This window comes from Deinococcus apachensis DSM 19763 (assembly GCF_000381345.1).
Classification (GTDB): Bacteria; Deinococcota; Deinococci; order Deinococcales; family Deinococcaceae; genus Deinococcus; species Deinococcus apachensis.
On the sequence record NZ_KB906398.1, the window covers coordinates 15,215 to 30,294 of the forward strand.

A 15,080-nucleotide genomic window follows, 5' to 3' on the forward strand; every position below is an offset into this window, starting at 1 on the left:
CGTCCCTTCATTTAAAGGCCTTACTCGCTCTTACTGGCTTAACGGCTTTTCTCGCCCTTCTCGTCGCTACCGTCTTCCTAGGTCAAGCTAACCAGCCCGTCTGGGCAGCCTTCACTGGAACGGGCGCGGTGGTGGTAGGCCTGGGCGGACTCTACAGGCTATTGCTCGTCCTGGGGCGAACGGCTTAGACAAATCGATTTAGCAGGCAGAAGACTTGCCCACAGCAAAACCCCACCCGAGCGGGGCTGGAATGAATGTCCGTTTGTCGGTCAGGCCAGCTTAGAGAAGGGCCAGGCGCTCGGAAAACCGAGGGAGCGAAGGCTAAGCCTAAGCGGAGCACGCGAGGCGCGAAGAAGTAAGCCGCTCCGCTCCCAACGCTCTCGCTCAATCCGGTAGTTCTTATTGGCGTGACCGGGTAGCTTATAGTTAAGTGACCGAGGAGACTAGTCTATGACTTATTTTGGTGAATATGGGTCGGCAAACACAGAACGGGATATACTGATCCATGCTGGTAAAGTCCGTTTTAGTTATAACGCAGTACCTCTTCCAGAAAATATACCCGAGGGAATGAATGTATCGATGTTGGTTCCGCAAAATCCAAAAATGCTGCTCGAGGATAAATGCACCATAGTATTTGATTTAGATTATTATTTGCAGCCCATATTAAAAGTAAGATCTCCAGAGCTCTATCCTACCATCGCATATCTGAAGGAAGTTAAGATTGCAGAGGTAAGTCTATCGTTGCCAATATACTATCTATGATATTAGCCCCTTATGCTCCCGGAGACAAGACTAAGCATGAGTATACAATAGGTGTCCCTGAAGTACAAATTGGACAACAGGTGCCGTGTGAAAAGATTGGCTTCTATTTCATAAACTCCCAAATATCACTACATAAAAGTGAGAGATTTAGATCAAACAGATACTTATGCAGAATCACGATCAACGGTCTTACTCTAGATATATACAGTAATTATCCTCGTACCAATGTGTATACTCCCAACAAGCTAACCGTATACGTTGAAGCCTTCTATATGGACGGCGGTAGAATCACATTAAGTTTGTTAAAAAACCATCCCGCATTTATCGCATTATGTATATCAATCAAGCTTATATCCACCAGACCATCAGAGCCAGTACTCTTCCACGGCAAAAATGGGAGCGAGACTGTTTGGAAGCACTTTGTTAGAATCAACCGCAACAGCGTGCTGCCCATCAATCCTGAATCCCCCTATTCGTGGACTGGCAATGGATCTGAATGGTGCCAAAATGGCGACAGCGAGATATTGCATGATTTAGTTCATACTATAGCTTCATCAGCTAATACGGCTGAGATAAGCTTTTCAGTAGACTGGTATCTAAAAATAGTCAACTCTAATCTTGGGGGTGAATCTATTGTTTTAACTCAAGTAGCTTTGGAGGGTATCGCTTGGTGGTATCTCGTCGCTCATAAGAAAGCCATATTAGCCTCTAATTATGACAATCTAAAGACAGGAGACTGGTTAAGAATGATGCTCAGCTTCATGAACATACCAGCTGAAGTGCCTAAAATATTTTCGCACTTACTAAAGTTGTGCAACGACCAGTCCTTCAACTTCAAATTGGATGGAATTGCTGACGGTCCACTGGCCTTTGTAAACACTCGAAATTTCATAGTGCATAGATCAGAAAAAAATTTGAAGAAGTTACAAAAAATTGAAGGGGTCGCAATGCAGGAAGTTGTCAGCCTCGGTCTGTGGTATTTGGAAACAATAATACTAAAATTAGTAGGCTACAAGGGTAAATATTACAGCAGAGCGAACAATGACTACAATTTGACGGTATTAGATTAGATCTGTTAATCATACTTGTTCGCCAGACTCTTGAGGGTGAAGTTGCCTGAGTCCTCAGACTGCGTTGCACACAAGGCCCTAAGCAACCGGGCAGTGGGAGCAGTACGAGGGAGCAAAGGAGGAAACGAATGTATAAGGGTAGCGTCGGGCCGGGCGTGACAGGAAAAGCGTGAACAAAAGCTGGGCCACCCCTGCAAGCGGCATCGGTGACCGCATGGGCACTGATGAGGGCCGCAGCAGCAGCGAGGCGCCGTACTCCTCCGCCAAACAGCGCTTCAGCTCCGTCAGCCCCTCCGGTATGGCCTCCCAGTCGGGTGGGACCACGAGCATGAGGCAGGGGGACGGTTCGCTCATACCGTAATGATAGGCAGGGACCTGGGGGGAGAACGTATCCCAGACTCCCGGCCTGATACCCTGCCCGTATGCGCGCGGTGCAGGAGCGGTGCGGCGTTGAGCTCGACGGGCAGGGCAAGCCCCACGTGGTGCGCTGGCGCAACCGGACTTACCGGGTCACGCGAGAGCATGACGCCTGGCGGGCCGGGGGGCGCTGGTGGCTGGGGGAGCCCTGCCGGGATTGCTGGCTGCTGGAGTGTGGCGCCTTGACGTTGGAGGTCCATAGGTTTGACGAGACGGACCCACCGCAGGAGGTCAGCGGGTGGTGGGTGGCGAGGGTGCAGGACTGACACGCAAAAAGCCCCCTACCACCAGCCGAAGCCAGGGCGGGGGGCGTTGCTTGGCCGACAGCAGAACGTATCGGGGCTAGCTACCTGCGTTCGATGGCCATCAGCATGTTCCCGTCCGGATCCCGGAACAGGAGGGACGACAGCCCGGGATGCACGGGAGTGACCTCACCGACCCATCCCGCGTCCAGAGCAACCAGGCGGGCCTGGGCGGCGGCGAGGTCCGTCGCGAGGAAGGTACAGACCGGGTGGGGCGCGGGCTGGAACACGAAGGAGGGATCCGCGGCATGATCGTCCAGCGTGATCCAGGGGCGCTCCCCCGGCGCGTTCAGGGTGTAGTAGTTCCGGGCGAGCTCGTGTTCCTTGAGCGGCAAGTCGAAGACGGCGCTGTACCACGCAGCGGCATGGCGAAGATCACGGACGTGCAGGAACACGCCATCTAGAACATTCAGGAGAGGGGAGGCAGGCACGACCCACTGTAAAGGCCGACGCCTCATGCTGCTTTTTGCTGCTGTACTCCAAGGGCTGGGAGACCCCGCCTCTGCCTGGCCGGTACTGTATGCGGTCAGCCGAAGGACCGTCACTGACGGGCGATAGGTCGAGTCTGCTCCAGTAGCTCCTCCCACAGCCGGGAGGCCTCCTCGCTCGCCAGGCACCCGCGCCCCTCGCCGCCCCGGTAGGACCACAGCAGCACGTCGTCCACCCCGGAGGCCAGCGCCGCCCGCAGCGCCGCCAGTGCGTGACTGTGGTGCGCCCGGTCCACCCCGAACGCCCGCACCCACAGGTGGGACGAGGCGAGGGTGCTCTCCCCCACCTCCGCAGCGGCGGAACGTGTCGCGGAGGCCTGCTCCTCCGGGGTGGTGCGCCAGTCGTAGTCCGAGGTGCCGAGGGAACTCAGCAGCGGCAGCAGTGAGGCATGCGGGACGCGCCCCCGCTCGTAGCACAGCCACACGGGGGTCTGGCGTTCCCTGATCCGCTGGGCCCAGCCCCGGAGGGTGGGCGTGAGGTCACGCGCCGTCAAGCGGTCGCGCGGCTCGTCGAGCATGATCGCGTCCGGCCTGGCATTCAGGGCCAGTTCGAGCCAGCGGTCTACAGCGGTCAGACGGTCCTGCCGACCGGAGACGGCAGAGAGGCCTTCCCCACCGAAACACGAGGCCAGCCCCCAGGGACTCAGCACCGGGCTCAGCCCCAGGTCCCTCGCCGCCCAGACGTAATCCTTGAACAGGCGCGGCGAGTAGGTGAGCTGCTCCTCGGTAAGCGGGAACACCACGGTCTGGAAGCCAGAGCAGGCGAGGTCGTCGAGGTCCTGAACGAAGTGACGGCCTACCTCGCTGGAGAAGTAGGCCGTGCCGAGTCGGGGCGTCATTCGAGGGGCAGGAAGATCGGCCGCGCCCCGCTGGCCTCGCGGTAGAAGGTCACGTTGCCGCTCTCCACTGCCCCGGCTGTGACGCTGATGCGGAACAGTTTCCCGCCCGGCACGTCCGGCAGGTTGCACCCCCACAGTCCGGGGCGGTCGCGCTCGCGGCAAACCTCGACCCCCTCATTGACCGCGCTGACCTTCAGGCCCGCGCCCCTCAGGAACACAGTAGGCACCTGAGCGGTGGTCTCGCCCGGGTTCTTGAACACGACGGCCTGAGCGTCACGCGCCAACGAAGCGCTTTCCCGCTGGGCGAGTTGCAGGCTGGGAGCACAGGAGGACAACAGCAGAGCGGCGATCACGAGCTTCTTCATGTCAGATCAACTCCCCGCGCTCCAGGTCGTCGAGCGCTTCCTGAACCTTCAGGCGGTTTTCCTGAGAGAGATGGGCGTCACCGTCGCGCAGGTCGGCCACGATGGGCGCTAGGATCGGCGCGAGCTTCAGGACGGCCTGGGCGGAGAAGCCCGCCTTGCCGCCCAGCATTCCGGTCAGCAGTTGCAGCAGTTCGTTCATGGTGTTCTCCCTTCAGTCTGCGATAGAGCCAGCAGGGCGGCCCAGAGAAAAGCAGGCTTACTTCAGGTCCCCCAGACCGCTGAGGGGTGGGGGACCTGAAGGTTCGGGTGCTGGGGCTGAAGTGGGCGTACCTTTCCGGTTCCCCCAGTACACCGTGATCCAACCGATGACCGTCTTCAGCAAGTCACGGAAGCCCATAGCGACGATGGCGCTGGCAAGGCCGAAGAAGGCAACGCTCCATGGCACGTCCAGCCCGAACAGGGGCAGTTGCGCACCGAACTTGCCCAGGTACAGCCCCGTACTCCCAACCTCCCCGAACAGCACCGCGAGGAAGCGCCACAGCCACGGGTTCCCGATGACCTGGCCGTACTTCGCATACTGGGGTTGCTCGGCCGCGCGCTTGATGGCCGCGATCAGCAGCAGCAGGAACGCTCCGAAGGCGTACGGGCTCTTGCCCCACCCGACGGGGTCGAAGGTGAGGCCGGACCCCGGGTCTCCCTGGGCGAGGGCCGAGCCGAACAGCACGAAGAGAGCGAGAAACGAGAAGTAACGCTTCATGACGCACCTCCAATGAACGCGCCCCCGGCCGGTGCGGGCCAGGGGCGGGGAGAGGGCAGGATTAGGGGGCAGGTTCGTCGGCGGGTTGCCGCAGGGCGGCGAGCAGCGCGGTGAGCCTCGCTTCTGCCTGTTCCACCCGGCGCTTCTCGCCTTCCGTGTGCCGCTTGTCGCGGTACGCGGCGCGGGCTTCCAGACCCTCCTCGATGGCGTCGAGGAATTCCTTTCCGTCCATGGTGAGCCTCCTATTTCCGCAGGGCGGCGAGGGGGTCGGGGGTAACGTAAACCTTGTCGGTACCGGAGATAAGCGTGCCCACGCCGATCTGGGTGTTCGTTTCCGGGTTGAAGAGCCTCACTGGCCGGGCGTCCTGCGCGTCAGGCTGGTGGGCAGGTGCGGGCGCCATCACTGCCTGGACGGCCTTTATATAGGCGTCCCACGGCCAGGTGGGGCCGGGGCAGTTCTTGCGGGCCGCCCGGTTGGGGTTCACTTCGCTGTGGGCGATGAGGTGGACCCGGTCGGCGGGAATGCCGTACCGCTGGCACAGCCCCGCCACGAGTTCCGCCGAGGCGGCGAGCTGGGCCGGGCTTGGGGTCCAAGGCCCCTTGCTCGGCTGTCCCTCGTGCTCAATGCCGACAGAGCGCAGGTTCATGGCCCATTCTCCGGAGTGCCAGGCGGTGTCGCTCTCCCGCACGCTCTGGATCACCGTGCCGTCCGTACCCACGGTGAAGTGGGCCGACACGTTGCACTGAGGGTCAGCGAACCAGGCAGCCGTGCCTCGCAGGGTCCCGTCGGCCACGTGGATCACGACACGGTCCACCCGCGTCCCCTGGCGTCCCGGAGTGTAATTCCCGCTGTGGGCGGGCACTTGTTCGATCTTCATGTTCCTCCCTCTTTCGGGTCTTCGGGCCAGACCCTCGGCGGGCGCCCGTACTCGGTTTCCAATGCGAGCAATAGAGCCCGCGCCTCGCTGCGGCCGGTGAGGTAGTACAGGCTGCGGGTGGTCAGGCGCTCGATCTGCACATGCAACTCGCGCATCTGGCGCTCCTGGGCGAGGCGCTGATCCTCCATCGCACTGCGGAGCGCCCGAATGTCCTCGCGCAGCTCCTCGATCTCCTCCTGATCCTTGGCCCGTTCCTCGCGCAGCCGCTTGATCTCCTCGCGGTACTCCTGCCGAAACTCACGGGCATCCTGGCCCCCGGTGGTGAAGAAGTTCTTGGCGAAGGCGGTCAGGATGCTGCCCCCAAACAACCCGACAGCGTACTTAAGCGCGTCGAGAACGTTGCTGGAGGCGTGGGGGTCAGGAGCGCCCACGGTGTCCCCAGCACTTCGTCAACCACACCCGGAACCGCTGCGGCCAGCGGTTGTGCCAGAACCAGTCGTCCGCTGTGTAGTAGGCCAGGACGCAGCTCCACAACCCCAGCCCCCCGTACACCACGCTCCCCCAGGTCAGCCCGTAAGGCCCCTGCGTGACCAGAATGCTGAACAGAATGAAGAAGACGGCCGAGGCGAACTGCCACAGGATCAGCAGCGGTTTGCCGCGCGGGATCAGCAACAGGCCCAAGGCGATGGTCAGGGCGGTGACCCCCCAGAAGATGGTGGGCATGATGGCGTGAAACCCCGCATAACTGGGGACGATCAGCGCCAGGTTGGGCCGAAGGAAGGAGACGATGGCAACCCCGAGGTGAAGGCCCCCGAGTCCGGTGCGGGAAGCCGAGACCCCGCGCCGCCAGGTCTCGTGCCAGGTCATGGTCCCTCCGCTGGGAGCCAGTCCGTCCCGTCCCAGTAATTCCATTCCCAGTGCAAGGTGGTCCACAGCTCACGGGAAGGAACGGACGAAGAGATGGCCGTGAGGTTCCACCCCCAGACCCCGCCGTACTGCGGGAGGCCGCCGGGCTTCTGGGGCACGAAGGGGCCGTACGAATTCAGGGTGCTGACCTTGCGAACGCGCCCCACTCCGCCCGGCGGGCAGGCGGGGTCGAGCCGCAGGAGGGCACGGTAGGCGAAGCCGAGCACGTAGTCCGGGATGACTTGCACCGGGCAGTACGTGGTCTGGGCGGAGGCAGTGGGCAGGGAAAGGGCCGCCCCGATCAGCAGGGCGGCCCAGAGTGGGCTTCGCATGGGGAACCTCCTGTGGGTCCTAGTTCGGGTCAGCCCCCAGGCTGCCTTCGATGCTCTTGTCCCCCGTCAGGAACAGCGGCAGGTCACAACGGATCTCGACGGTCCAGGCGTCCCGCGCCGTGCAGTACCCAGTGTCCGTGTCGGCGGGCGGGGTAGTCGCACTGGAGAAGCCGGGCGCGATGAACTGCCGGGTGGCGTGCGCGTCCGTCGCGGGCAGAAACCCCTCGCCATGCGGGTCGGTGTAGAACACCCCGCTGTTCTGCCCGTGGTCCCCCGCCGTGACGCGGGTGTTCGGGCCGAACTCCAGCAGGCGCTCGCTGCCCGTATGGATCGGATCGAGGGCATACAAGTTCTGGAGGGTGGTGCAGCCGGGCGCATCCGCGCAGCGGGTCTGTGGGAAGCTCGTCTTGACGCTGAAGAAGGCCGGGTGCCAGCCGGTCACGTTGTACTCGTTATCGATCACCCACGGCTCATACCCATCGGTGTTCGGCCCGCCCAGCGTCCGGCTGCCCATGTCGCGGATCTGGCCCTGGTCCTCCGGGCAGCCGGAGATCAGCTCGAACTCCCCAGGCGCCGTGAACACCCGCGCCCGCCCGAAGTCCCCCATCAGGTGCAGGTCGGCCTTCAGCACCCCGCCTGCCACCACGCCGAGGTCAGCGGTGTGATACCGCTGGCAGATCCGGCCCGCACCTGCCCCACCCATGTGGTAGGTCACGTTCCACCACACCCCGGTCACCCGGTCCTTGAAGACGTGGCTCTTGAACCCCACATGCGGCTCAGTCATGCCATGCCGGGCAGCGGTGTACCCGTAGAGGGGCTGGTAGAGCGGTTTCCCATCGGCGCCCACTCCGGCCAGCTTGGGGTCAGAGCCGTGCTCGTGCCTGAAGTAGCACCAGTACACCGGGTCCACCTGTGGGTGCCAGGTGGGGTACATCTGCCCGTCTGGCCCGAGGGCTTTGTACTGATCGTGAACCCAGGCTGGGCAGGTCTGATTCGGCACTGGAGGGGTTTGCCCTGCGGGCACGCTCGGCGCGGCGCTGCCGGTGCCGTTCGCCTCCCCGACGATCACGCTGGAGAACTGCGTGCCCGTTTCGCTGGGGTAACTCATGGGCAGGAGGTCAACCGACCCAGCCTGGAACGTCTTGACGAACACGGGATAGGTACGTCCGCTTGTGAGGGTGACACTGCCGCGCTCAGTCCAACTCCCCAACCAGCTCGGGCGGTAGTTCCCCGCGCGCCAGATCAGCCCGACCTGTGCAGCCCGGTTCAGCTTCAAGCCGAACTGCTGGAAGGTGTCGATGGCGACCGTGTAGGAATTCGGCAAGCCGAGGTGATCCCAGCCCGCGTACTGCCCCGCGTTGCTGATCGTCTGCGTCCCGAAATGGGTCACACCCGGGTCGAGGGTCAGCCCGGCGTTGAACTGCCGGGGGGCGTACCGCAGGCTGTCGTACTTCTGGAGTTCGCCCTGCATCCGCCAGTAGGCCGCGACCAGCGTGGGCTGTACGGTAGGGGCCGGGGTGGGGATCGGGGGTCGCGGCTTGCGCCTCTGCATCTCCAGGTGCCCCGCGTGGGTCTCCTGCGGCACCGTGCCGCACGCTGCAAGGATCGCTACCAGTCCTACCAGGAATCGCTTCATACCCTTCTCCTCCCGGGCGAGGGGCCCGGAACTGAACTGCTCGCACTGTCGTGTGGGGGGTGACACAAGAACCTCACAGGCGAACGCCGCCCCCCGAGGAGCGGCGCACGGGCGGGAAGGTCAGAGCTTCAGGAGGAACGCGGTCGCCACTCCACCCGTAGGCGGGGTGCAGGGCAGATCAAGGACGTACCCCTCTCCCCCGCCCGCGTTGCTTGGGACTTGCAGCACCCATGGGAACGTCCAGGCGCTCCAGTCCGCGCCCGTCAGCCCGACAAACCCGCCGTCCCCGCCCCCGTAGTCTTTCCAGCGGGCTTGGCCGAACCGGCTGCCGGAGGCGTTCACATCCCAGGTGCGATCAAACCTCGCTTCGGTGAAGGTATGCACGCCCGGCTTGAGCAGGAGGCGGTGGGTCGTCACACTGGGGGTGTACGTCAGCCGGACCACCTCGGGCACCTGGTAGCGCGTGCTGGCGAGGATGATGTTGGCCCCGTCAGTGAAGTACACGGTGCCCAGGCCGGGGTCGCCCACCATCCACGTCTCGCTCGGCGCGTCCGCAACGGTGTTGTTGGTCAGCTCGTGCCCCAGCACGTCTTTCCAGTTCAGGAGGTCGTGCTGGCGAGCAGGACGGGCACCCAACGGTTCGCCATGCTCTGCCCGTGTGCGAGCAGGTAATACACGCCGCCGACCCGCACGAGATCGTCAGGCACGAGCAATTTGGACCACTTCACCGTCGGTGCCCTGGCCCCGAAAAAAGTGGCGTTGTTGCCGATAGCGACGGGCTGCCCGCTGTTGGCAAGCGTCCACGGTTGCGTCGGGTCGGTGCCGTCGTAGTACGCCAGTCCGATACAGCCGTCCTGTCCCACGGTGCGAGCCTCGAACAGACAGTAACGGCGGCTGCCCTCCATCCACACGACAGGGCTGCTCACGTCCTGGCCGTTCCAGGCCGAGCCCACGTTGCTGACCGGCACGCCCGCAAACCCCAGGTCGGTCCAGCCGTCCTTGCCGTTGGCCGAGCGGAACATACGGATGTTCTTCTGGGGTTGCTGCGTCTTGTCCTCGCCGTACAGCTCCCAGCCCTGCGGCGTCAGGACCACGTAGGGGTCCTCGATGTACCGGGCGGTGATGATGGGAGTCGTGCCAGGCGTCCACGTCACTCCGTTCGCTGAGGTCGCCATGAACACCTCGATTTGCGCCGTCTCGGAGTACGTGCCGACATAGGCCGAGTAGTACAGGCGGTAGGGCGTCACGAGGTCGGTCGGGTCGTAGCAGATGTTCCCAATTTCCCGCATTCCGCTGCGCCCGGCAGGGGTGGGGATGATGCTGCCGATAGTCACCGAGCGATTGAACGCGCGCCCGCCAGGCTGCGCGGTCGGGTTCTTCAGGTCAGCCCAGCCCAGGACGTTCGGCGCGTCCGTCCAGCCGGTCGCGTAATCGCTCGCGCCCGCCTTGCGGAGGAGCTGGCCGACCGCGCCGCCCGCAGGCACGCCGCGCTGCTTGATGACGGCCGCAATGCGTTGCGCCAAGGCTTGCAGGCGGGATTCCTGGCTCACGCTTACACCAGAGCGGCGTTGAAGTCCGCCACAAGATCACGGTCGAAGTTGCCGATGTCCGTGGCTGCCACCGCGCCGATGTTGGTCCTGGCCTGCGCCTGCTGAGGGCCGGTGAGCGTCTGCGCGGCGTCGAAGCGCACGCGGTTGTCGAGGGCAGTGGTGATCGCCGCGATGACGCTGTCCTCGCTGCTGAGCTTGTCAGTCAGTTCCTTCAGGGTGTCCAGCGCGGTCGGGGCGCCGTTCACGAGGGCGGCGATGGCCGCGCTGATCTGCGCGTCGATCTTGGTGCTGGAGTAGGTCGTGGTCGTGCCGGGCGTGGTGTCGTTGATCCCCGAGGCGTTGGCAAGTGCGGCTTTCAGCTCGTTCAGGGCCGCGACGAGATTGCTTTTTTGGGTGGTGGTGAGGTTGGCCGGGTCGCCCGTGATCGCGCGAATGGCCTTGAACTCGGTGCCGACGCGCGTGATGAAGTTCCGCAGGTTCGTTTCCAGGCTCATAAGCGTCTCCTAGAGGAGCTGGTTTTCCAGCCACAGGGCGAAGTCGAACAGGTCTATTTCCGTGCGTTCCGCCTTGCGGTCCTGCAACGCCTCCACCCGCTCCCGTACCGTTCCAGCGGGGTAGTCGCCATGCGCGGGCAGGGCCTCGTTCGTGCCGGGAGGGCCTGGGGGGCCGGGGACGGGGAGGATGATGCCGCCCAGCACGGGGACGGCCTGGGGAACGGCGGCCAGCACGGCAGGCGCAGCGCCAGCCAGCACTGAAGCGAGGGGGCGCGGGTCGCGCGGCACTCCGGGCAGCACGTCGCCCAGCGTCACCGCGTCACGTCTCCCGTCAGCTTGAACTTGCCCCGCAGCCAGGTCAGCGGCCCCAGGCTGCCCTCGTGATCGAACTGCATGTCATACGGGGCACTGAGAACGGTGGCCGTTTTCGTGCTGGGAATACGGATGCTCAGCACCGGGCCGGGCGCGGCGTCCGGCTTGATGAACAGCTCCCCGTTCTCACTGCTGGCGTCGAGGAGGATGGTGGTGCTGTCCTGCGGGTTGCGGACCTGCATCCGAATCACCGTGTAGGTGTCCTTGAGGGCCTGCGCCTCGCCCACCGCGAGGGGGACGGTGCGCTGGCCTGTCGGGTCGGTGGGGTCGCGTTTCGTGAGGGGGATATCCCGCAGGAACCCGTCGCCACGCACGCCGGTCAGGTCAAGAGTGAAGGGCGGCATAGGACCTCCAAGAGTTCGCCCCAGCCGGTGCGGGGCTGGGGCGTCAGGGGGGTGGGGTTCAGGTGGGGCAGGGTCAGCCCGCCGCGCCGATCTGGATGTTCCTGGCCTTCCAGTCGGCCAGCTTGGCGTCCCGGTAGTCGTCCTGCCGTTTGAGACCCGCCATGATCCCGGCGTCGTCAGGAACGGAGGCGGGGGGCGGCAGGCGGGTGATATTGCGCTGGGTGACGACAAGGGGCGAACTGCGGTAGGACAAAAAGCCACCGTCATACCACGTCAGGCTTTGGCTGCGAACGTGGTGTACGCCCACAACCATGTCCTCGTAGACATGTCCGAACCACCGATCCGGGCTCTCGCCGTTGTAGTAGTCCAGCACGTAGGAGGGGTTGACCTTGCCCAGCAGCGTGTATCCCCTCGGGTTGAGCGGGTTGTAGATCGCCCCGGTGTGAACGATCGTCCCGCGCCGGATGGCGTTGTTCCACCCGGAAGCAATGGCGATCATGTAGCTGCCCATGCACGAGATGATGGCGAAATCTTCAAAGGCGACATGGTGCGGCACGTTCGCCGGGTTGGTCGCCGGACCGTCTGTCAGCCCCCCACCGTTGTTGCTGGCCCGCTCGGACTTGTCGGCGTACCAACCGTACCGCTCCCAGGTCGCCGGGTTCGCCACGAAGTTCGGGTCGCTGGTCGCCAGGTTTTCCAGCAAGAACTCCCGGATGATGAGGTTGCGGATAGCCGTCCCGGAGGAGTTGAAGAGGTTCCAAATGTCCTCGTGGCCCGCGCCGTAGAGGGGATTCTGCTTGACCCGGTTGAACGCAATGTCTGCGTAGAAATCACGCCAGTCCGTAAGTTGAAGCATCTGGATACGCTCGTGCCCCGAGTTGTTGGCGAGCCCCGTCCACGTGCCGTCCGGGTTGGTGTAACGCCCGTCCAAATCCTCGGCGTAGTTCTGCCGGAAGATGAGGCCGTCATCCGGGCCATTCCCCCCGCTGTAGCCGGGAAGATAGTTGCCCGAGGTCTTATACATCTCATTGGAGATGATCTCAACCCGCTTGGCCCCCTCGATCACGATGAAGCGATTCGGGTACGCCTTGACGCCGGGGATAGGCTGACCCCCGAAACCGAGGGTATTTCTCACCCGGATTCGGCTCCCTACCCCATAGATCAGCGGAGCCTTGCCCGTCCCCCCGGTGGCCCCGCTACCCCTCAGTGACCACCCGTCGAAATCCAGCAGCCTCGTCACGGAGGGGTCAACGTAGATGCACGGCACGGCGATGACGCGACTCCACAGGTTGCGCTTTGGAATCTTCACGCTGCCGTCCGTCTGGAGTTGGTAGGTGCCGTCAGTGATGCCTGCTTCCACGCTGGCATTCGTGAACCGCAACGACTGGGTGATGCTCTCCCATTGGAGTTCGTCGGGGTTGCGGGAGCGAATCTGGGAGCCGGGAGGGGTGACGATGGGGCCGGGTCCACCCCCGGGTGGGGTGCCACTGCTCCCCCCGTCACTCCCGGGTTTGCCCTTGGGCAGCCTGCGCCCGGTGGACGCTTCTACCCGGATGGCCCTGCCTAAGTCCGCGCTGGGGTCGCCTGTGACGTATTCCTTGCCGTACTCGCTGCTGTCTTTCCAGCGTAGGTACTTGAGGTTGCCCGCCGTAATGTCCCCCGCTGTACGCAGCACACGCAGTCCGGTGGCCGGGTCCAGCACGATGTAAAGGACTTGCTCAGGCATAGGTGGCCGTCTCGCCTTCCGGGGCCAGCGCGAAACGAGTGACGCGGCTTACACCGTTCCTGAAGCGGTAACCCCACTTCCCCAGGACGAGGTCGGCAGCCACCACGCCGTTGATGCCCCAGGTGGCTGGCTCGGCGCTGCCTGTCTTCCAGGCGCGGGCGTACACCTTCTTGTCAGCGGAGGTCACCTTCACCCGCATGTTCCACAACTCGTTGGCCGTCCACGCGACGCCTGAAGCTGAGCCCACTGCGGTATCGCTGCTTTGGGTATTGCCCGAGGTCACGATCTTGTGGGTGATGAAGTTGCCGTTGTACCCCTGGACGGCCAGGTGCATTCCCGGCGTGCCCGCCACCGCGCTTCCCGAGAACGAGAAGAAAATGGACGGCTTGGCATTGTCGGCAGTCCCGTCCGTCTGGAACTCCATGAGCGCCTCGCCGCCCACCTGATCCGGCCAGCCTGCGGGCATCCAGAGTTCGTAAAATCCGAAGGGCTGAACCCGGACAAAGACGCCCTTCATCACGCCGCCGCCTACGTCCTTTTGAATGGGCGAAGGGGCCGCGCTCGCATTTGCCAGGTCGCTGTCCGCGAGGAGGCGAGCGTTCGATCCGCCACTGCTGCCGATCTGGAGCAGGCGCACCATCTGCCCCCCGGTCACGAGGTCGGTGTTGTAGGGCAGGCCCGCCACGTCCAGCTGGCGGACGGTGATGGGGGCAGCCACGTTGGGGGCCTCGGCCACCGTCGCGTCCCGCATGAACTTCACATACGTCTCGGTGCCATCCGAGAAACAGCGCAAGGCCAGGTAGTAGCGGGTGTTGACGTTCAGCACGTTCGCCGTGGGCCAGCCGTCCGGCAGCGTGTCGGGCACCTGGGCGAGGTTGGGTGCCCCGGTGGAGGCGGGGACCGCCACGTAGTACCGCTTCCCCGCCTGGAACATGGTCAGCCCCGTGACGCGCCCCACCTCTCCCGGGCGGATGGCTTTGTTGTCCACATCGATGAACGCCACGTACTCGGGATCGAACTTGTCTGCGGTGTCGCTTGGCAGCAGGTCGGTTCGGGTCAGCGTGCCGGGAGCTCGGGTGGTGATGCGCCCGATGGTGCCACCCGTGCCCCGCGGCTCAGCGCCTGTTGCCGCCCCGGCTGGGCCGCGCAGGTTGACCCGCAGGCTGACCTGACTCGCACCCAGCTCGTACAGGTCACCCGTGACGGTGTTCAGGTAGGTGTCCCCCGCGATGGCCCCCGACACGGCGGCGAGGTTCGCCGGGGTGGTGGTCCCGTAGAACATCTGCGTGCCCCGGGGTCCGGGTTTGCCGCGCAGGAACTCCAGGTAATCCGCTTCCGTCTTCGTCTCGTTGCCGGGCTGGGCCTTCCAGATGTCGAAGTCACTCTGACCCGACCCGCCCGTGCCCGGCCTGGAACCAGGAATCATTCTTCCCTCCAGTAGTCCACGCGCACCGTCGCGTCGCTCGCCCCGTCGCGGATCAGCCGCAGGGCAGTGAGCTGGGCGTCCTTGAGGTTCACCGAGGACTGGACGCTCGCCGTCGCCGCGTTGCTGTACCCCATGCGAGCAGAGCCCACGTTCACGGACACGAGCGCGCGGTTGGCCCCGTTGGGAACCGTCAGGCCGACCTCAGTTGTCGAGACCGTGAGGACCTGCGGGGGGTAGGTCGCCGTGCAGGCCCCACCTGCCGAGGGCACAGCGTCCCCGGTGACGGGGTCTATTCGGTAATGGATCATCCTCTGGATCAGCCGGTACTGGTGATCCAGAAGCTTGATCCGCAAGTCGTCAAGAACTCCCATGAGACCTCCAAGGGAAAAGGCCTCGCTCTGGGCGAGGCCTGAGTT

At 63.8% G+C, this 15,080-nt stretch carries 22 protein-coding genes; 3 read left to right on the forward strand and 19 right to left on the reverse strand.

The window, feature by feature from the left end; all coding sequences use genetic code 11:
* Positions 1-450: 450 nt before the first annotated feature.
* From F784_RS25780 to F784_RS0100135, 3 genes are all read left to right on the forward strand, one after another.
* Entirely contained in the window at positions 451-762 is a 312-nt protein-coding gene (locus F784_RS25780; RefSeq protein ID WP_157464913.1) for a hypothetical protein, read from the forward strand.
* A 227-nt stretch (positions 763-989) separates the two neighbouring features.
* Positions 990-1,832, forward strand: a complete 843-nt coding sequence (locus tag F784_RS25785; RefSeq protein WP_157464914.1) for a hypothetical protein — start codon at positions 990-992, stop codon at positions 1,830-1,832.
* Positions 1,833-2,254: 422 nt separating this feature from the next.
* Positions 2,255-2,515: a hypothetical protein gene (locus F784_RS0100135; protein ID WP_019584645.1), complete on the forward strand. Its 261-nt coding sequence runs from the start codon at positions 2,255-2,257 to the stop codon at positions 2,513-2,515.
* 80 nt (positions 2,516-2,595) lie between these two features.
* On the opposite strand, the gene F784_RS0100140 is transcribed toward F784_RS0100135, so the two are convergent.
* The 19 genes from F784_RS0100140 to F784_RS0100230 form a co-directional block, all read right to left on the reverse strand.
* Positions 2,596-2,982 (reverse strand): VOC family protein, encoded by a 387-nt coding sequence (locus F784_RS0100140; protein ID WP_157464915.1) that lies wholly within the window; start codon positions 2,980-2,982, stop codon positions 2,596-2,598.
* A gap of 110 nt (positions 2,983-3,092) precedes the next feature.
* Complete coding sequence (locus F784_RS22010) at positions 3,093-3,878, reverse strand: hypothetical protein (RefSeq protein WP_019584647.1); 786 nt, start codon at positions 3,876-3,878, stop codon at positions 3,093-3,095.
* Positions 3,875-4,243 (reverse strand): hypothetical protein, encoded by a 369-nt coding sequence (locus F784_RS0100150; protein WP_019584648.1) that lies wholly within the window; start codon positions 4,241-4,243, stop codon positions 3,875-3,877. Before F784_RS0100150 ends, F784_RS22010 begins: the two co-directional genes overlap by 4 nt.
* A gap of 1 nt (position 4,244) precedes the next feature.
* Positions 4,245-4,442 (reverse strand): hypothetical protein, encoded by a 198-nt coding sequence (locus F784_RS0100155; RefSeq protein ID WP_019584649.1) that lies wholly within the window; start codon positions 4,440-4,442, stop codon positions 4,245-4,247.
* Positions 4,443-4,499: 57 nt separating this feature from the next.
* A complete protein-coding gene (locus tag F784_RS0100160; protein WP_019584650.1) occupies positions 4,500-5,000 on the reverse strand; it encodes a hypothetical protein in 501 nt (166 codons plus the stop codon).
* Between the two features lie 61 nt (positions 5,001-5,061).
* Positions 5,062-5,232: a hypothetical protein gene (locus tag F784_RS25790; RefSeq protein ID WP_019584651.1), complete on the reverse strand. Its 171-nt coding sequence runs from the start codon at positions 5,230-5,232 to the stop codon at positions 5,062-5,064.
* A 10-nt stretch (positions 5,233-5,242) separates the two neighbouring features.
* On the reverse strand, positions 5,243-5,878 hold the full coding sequence (locus F784_RS22015) for an N-acetylmuramoyl-L-alanine amidase (protein ID WP_019584652.1): 636 nt from the start codon (positions 5,876-5,878) through the stop codon (positions 5,243-5,245).
* A complete protein-coding gene (locus tag F784_RS0100175; RefSeq protein WP_019584653.1) occupies positions 5,875-6,309 on the reverse strand; it encodes a coiled-coil domain-containing protein in 435 nt (144 codons plus the stop codon). Before F784_RS0100175 ends, F784_RS22015 begins: the two co-directional genes overlap by 4 nt.
* The gene (locus tag F784_RS0100180) at positions 6,296-6,745 is read right to left on the reverse strand and encodes a hypothetical protein (protein WP_019584654.1); all 450 of its coding nucleotides are present in this window, start codon (positions 6,743-6,745) and stop codon (positions 6,296-6,298) included. Before F784_RS0100180 ends, F784_RS0100175 begins: the two co-directional genes overlap by 14 nt.
* On the reverse strand, positions 6,742-7,116 hold the full coding sequence (locus tag F784_RS0100185) for a hypothetical protein (RefSeq protein WP_019584655.1): 375 nt from the start codon (positions 7,114-7,116) through the stop codon (positions 6,742-6,744). Before F784_RS0100185 ends, F784_RS0100180 begins: the two co-directional genes overlap by 4 nt.
* Positions 7,117-7,135: 19 nt before the next feature.
* The gene (locus F784_RS24325; protein ID WP_019584656.1) at positions 7,136-8,752 is read right to left on the reverse strand and encodes a hypothetical protein; all 1,617 of its coding nucleotides are present in this window, start codon (positions 8,750-8,752) and stop codon (positions 7,136-7,138) included.
* A 120-nt stretch (positions 8,753-8,872) separates the two neighbouring features.
* Positions 8,873-9,388, reverse strand: coding sequence for a hypothetical protein (locus F784_RS0100195; protein WP_157464916.1), 516 nt, complete (start codon positions 9,386-9,388; stop codon positions 8,873-8,875).
* Complete coding sequence (locus tag F784_RS0100200; protein ID WP_040382219.1) at positions 9,352-10,302, reverse strand: hypothetical protein; 951 nt, start codon at positions 10,300-10,302, stop codon at positions 9,352-9,354. Before F784_RS0100200 ends, F784_RS0100195 begins: the two co-directional genes overlap by 37 nt.
* A gap of 2 nt (positions 10,303-10,304) precedes the next feature.
* Positions 10,305-10,796: a hypothetical protein gene (locus F784_RS0100205; RefSeq protein ID WP_019584659.1), complete on the reverse strand. Its 492-nt coding sequence runs from the start codon at positions 10,794-10,796 to the stop codon at positions 10,305-10,307.
* A 9-nt stretch (positions 10,797-10,805) separates the two neighbouring features.
* The gene (locus tag F784_RS0100210; RefSeq protein WP_019584660.1) at positions 10,806-11,111 is read right to left on the reverse strand and encodes a hypothetical protein; all 306 of its coding nucleotides are present in this window, start codon (positions 11,109-11,111) and stop codon (positions 10,806-10,808) included.
* Entirely contained in the window at positions 11,108-11,512 is a 405-nt protein-coding gene (locus F784_RS0100215) for a hypothetical protein (RefSeq protein ID WP_019584661.1), read from the reverse strand. Before F784_RS0100215 ends, F784_RS0100210 begins: the two co-directional genes overlap by 4 nt.
* Before the next feature lie 73 nt (positions 11,513-11,585).
* A complete protein-coding gene (locus F784_RS0100220; RefSeq protein WP_019584662.1) occupies positions 11,586-13,238 on the reverse strand; it encodes a hypothetical protein in 1,653 nt (550 codons plus the stop codon).
* On the reverse strand, positions 13,231-14,664 hold the full coding sequence (locus tag F784_RS22025) for a hypothetical protein (RefSeq protein WP_019584663.1): 1,434 nt from the start codon (positions 14,662-14,664) through the stop codon (positions 13,231-13,233). Before F784_RS22025 ends, F784_RS0100220 begins: the two co-directional genes overlap by 8 nt.
* Positions 14,661-15,035 carry a hypothetical protein gene (locus F784_RS0100230; RefSeq protein WP_019584664.1) on the reverse strand — a complete coding sequence of 125 codons (375 nt, stop codon included), beginning with the start codon at positions 15,033-15,035 and terminating at the stop codon, positions 14,661-14,663. The genes F784_RS22025 and F784_RS0100230 overlap by 4 nt, the downstream gene beginning before the upstream one ends.
* Positions 15,036-15,080: the final 45 nt, after the last annotated feature.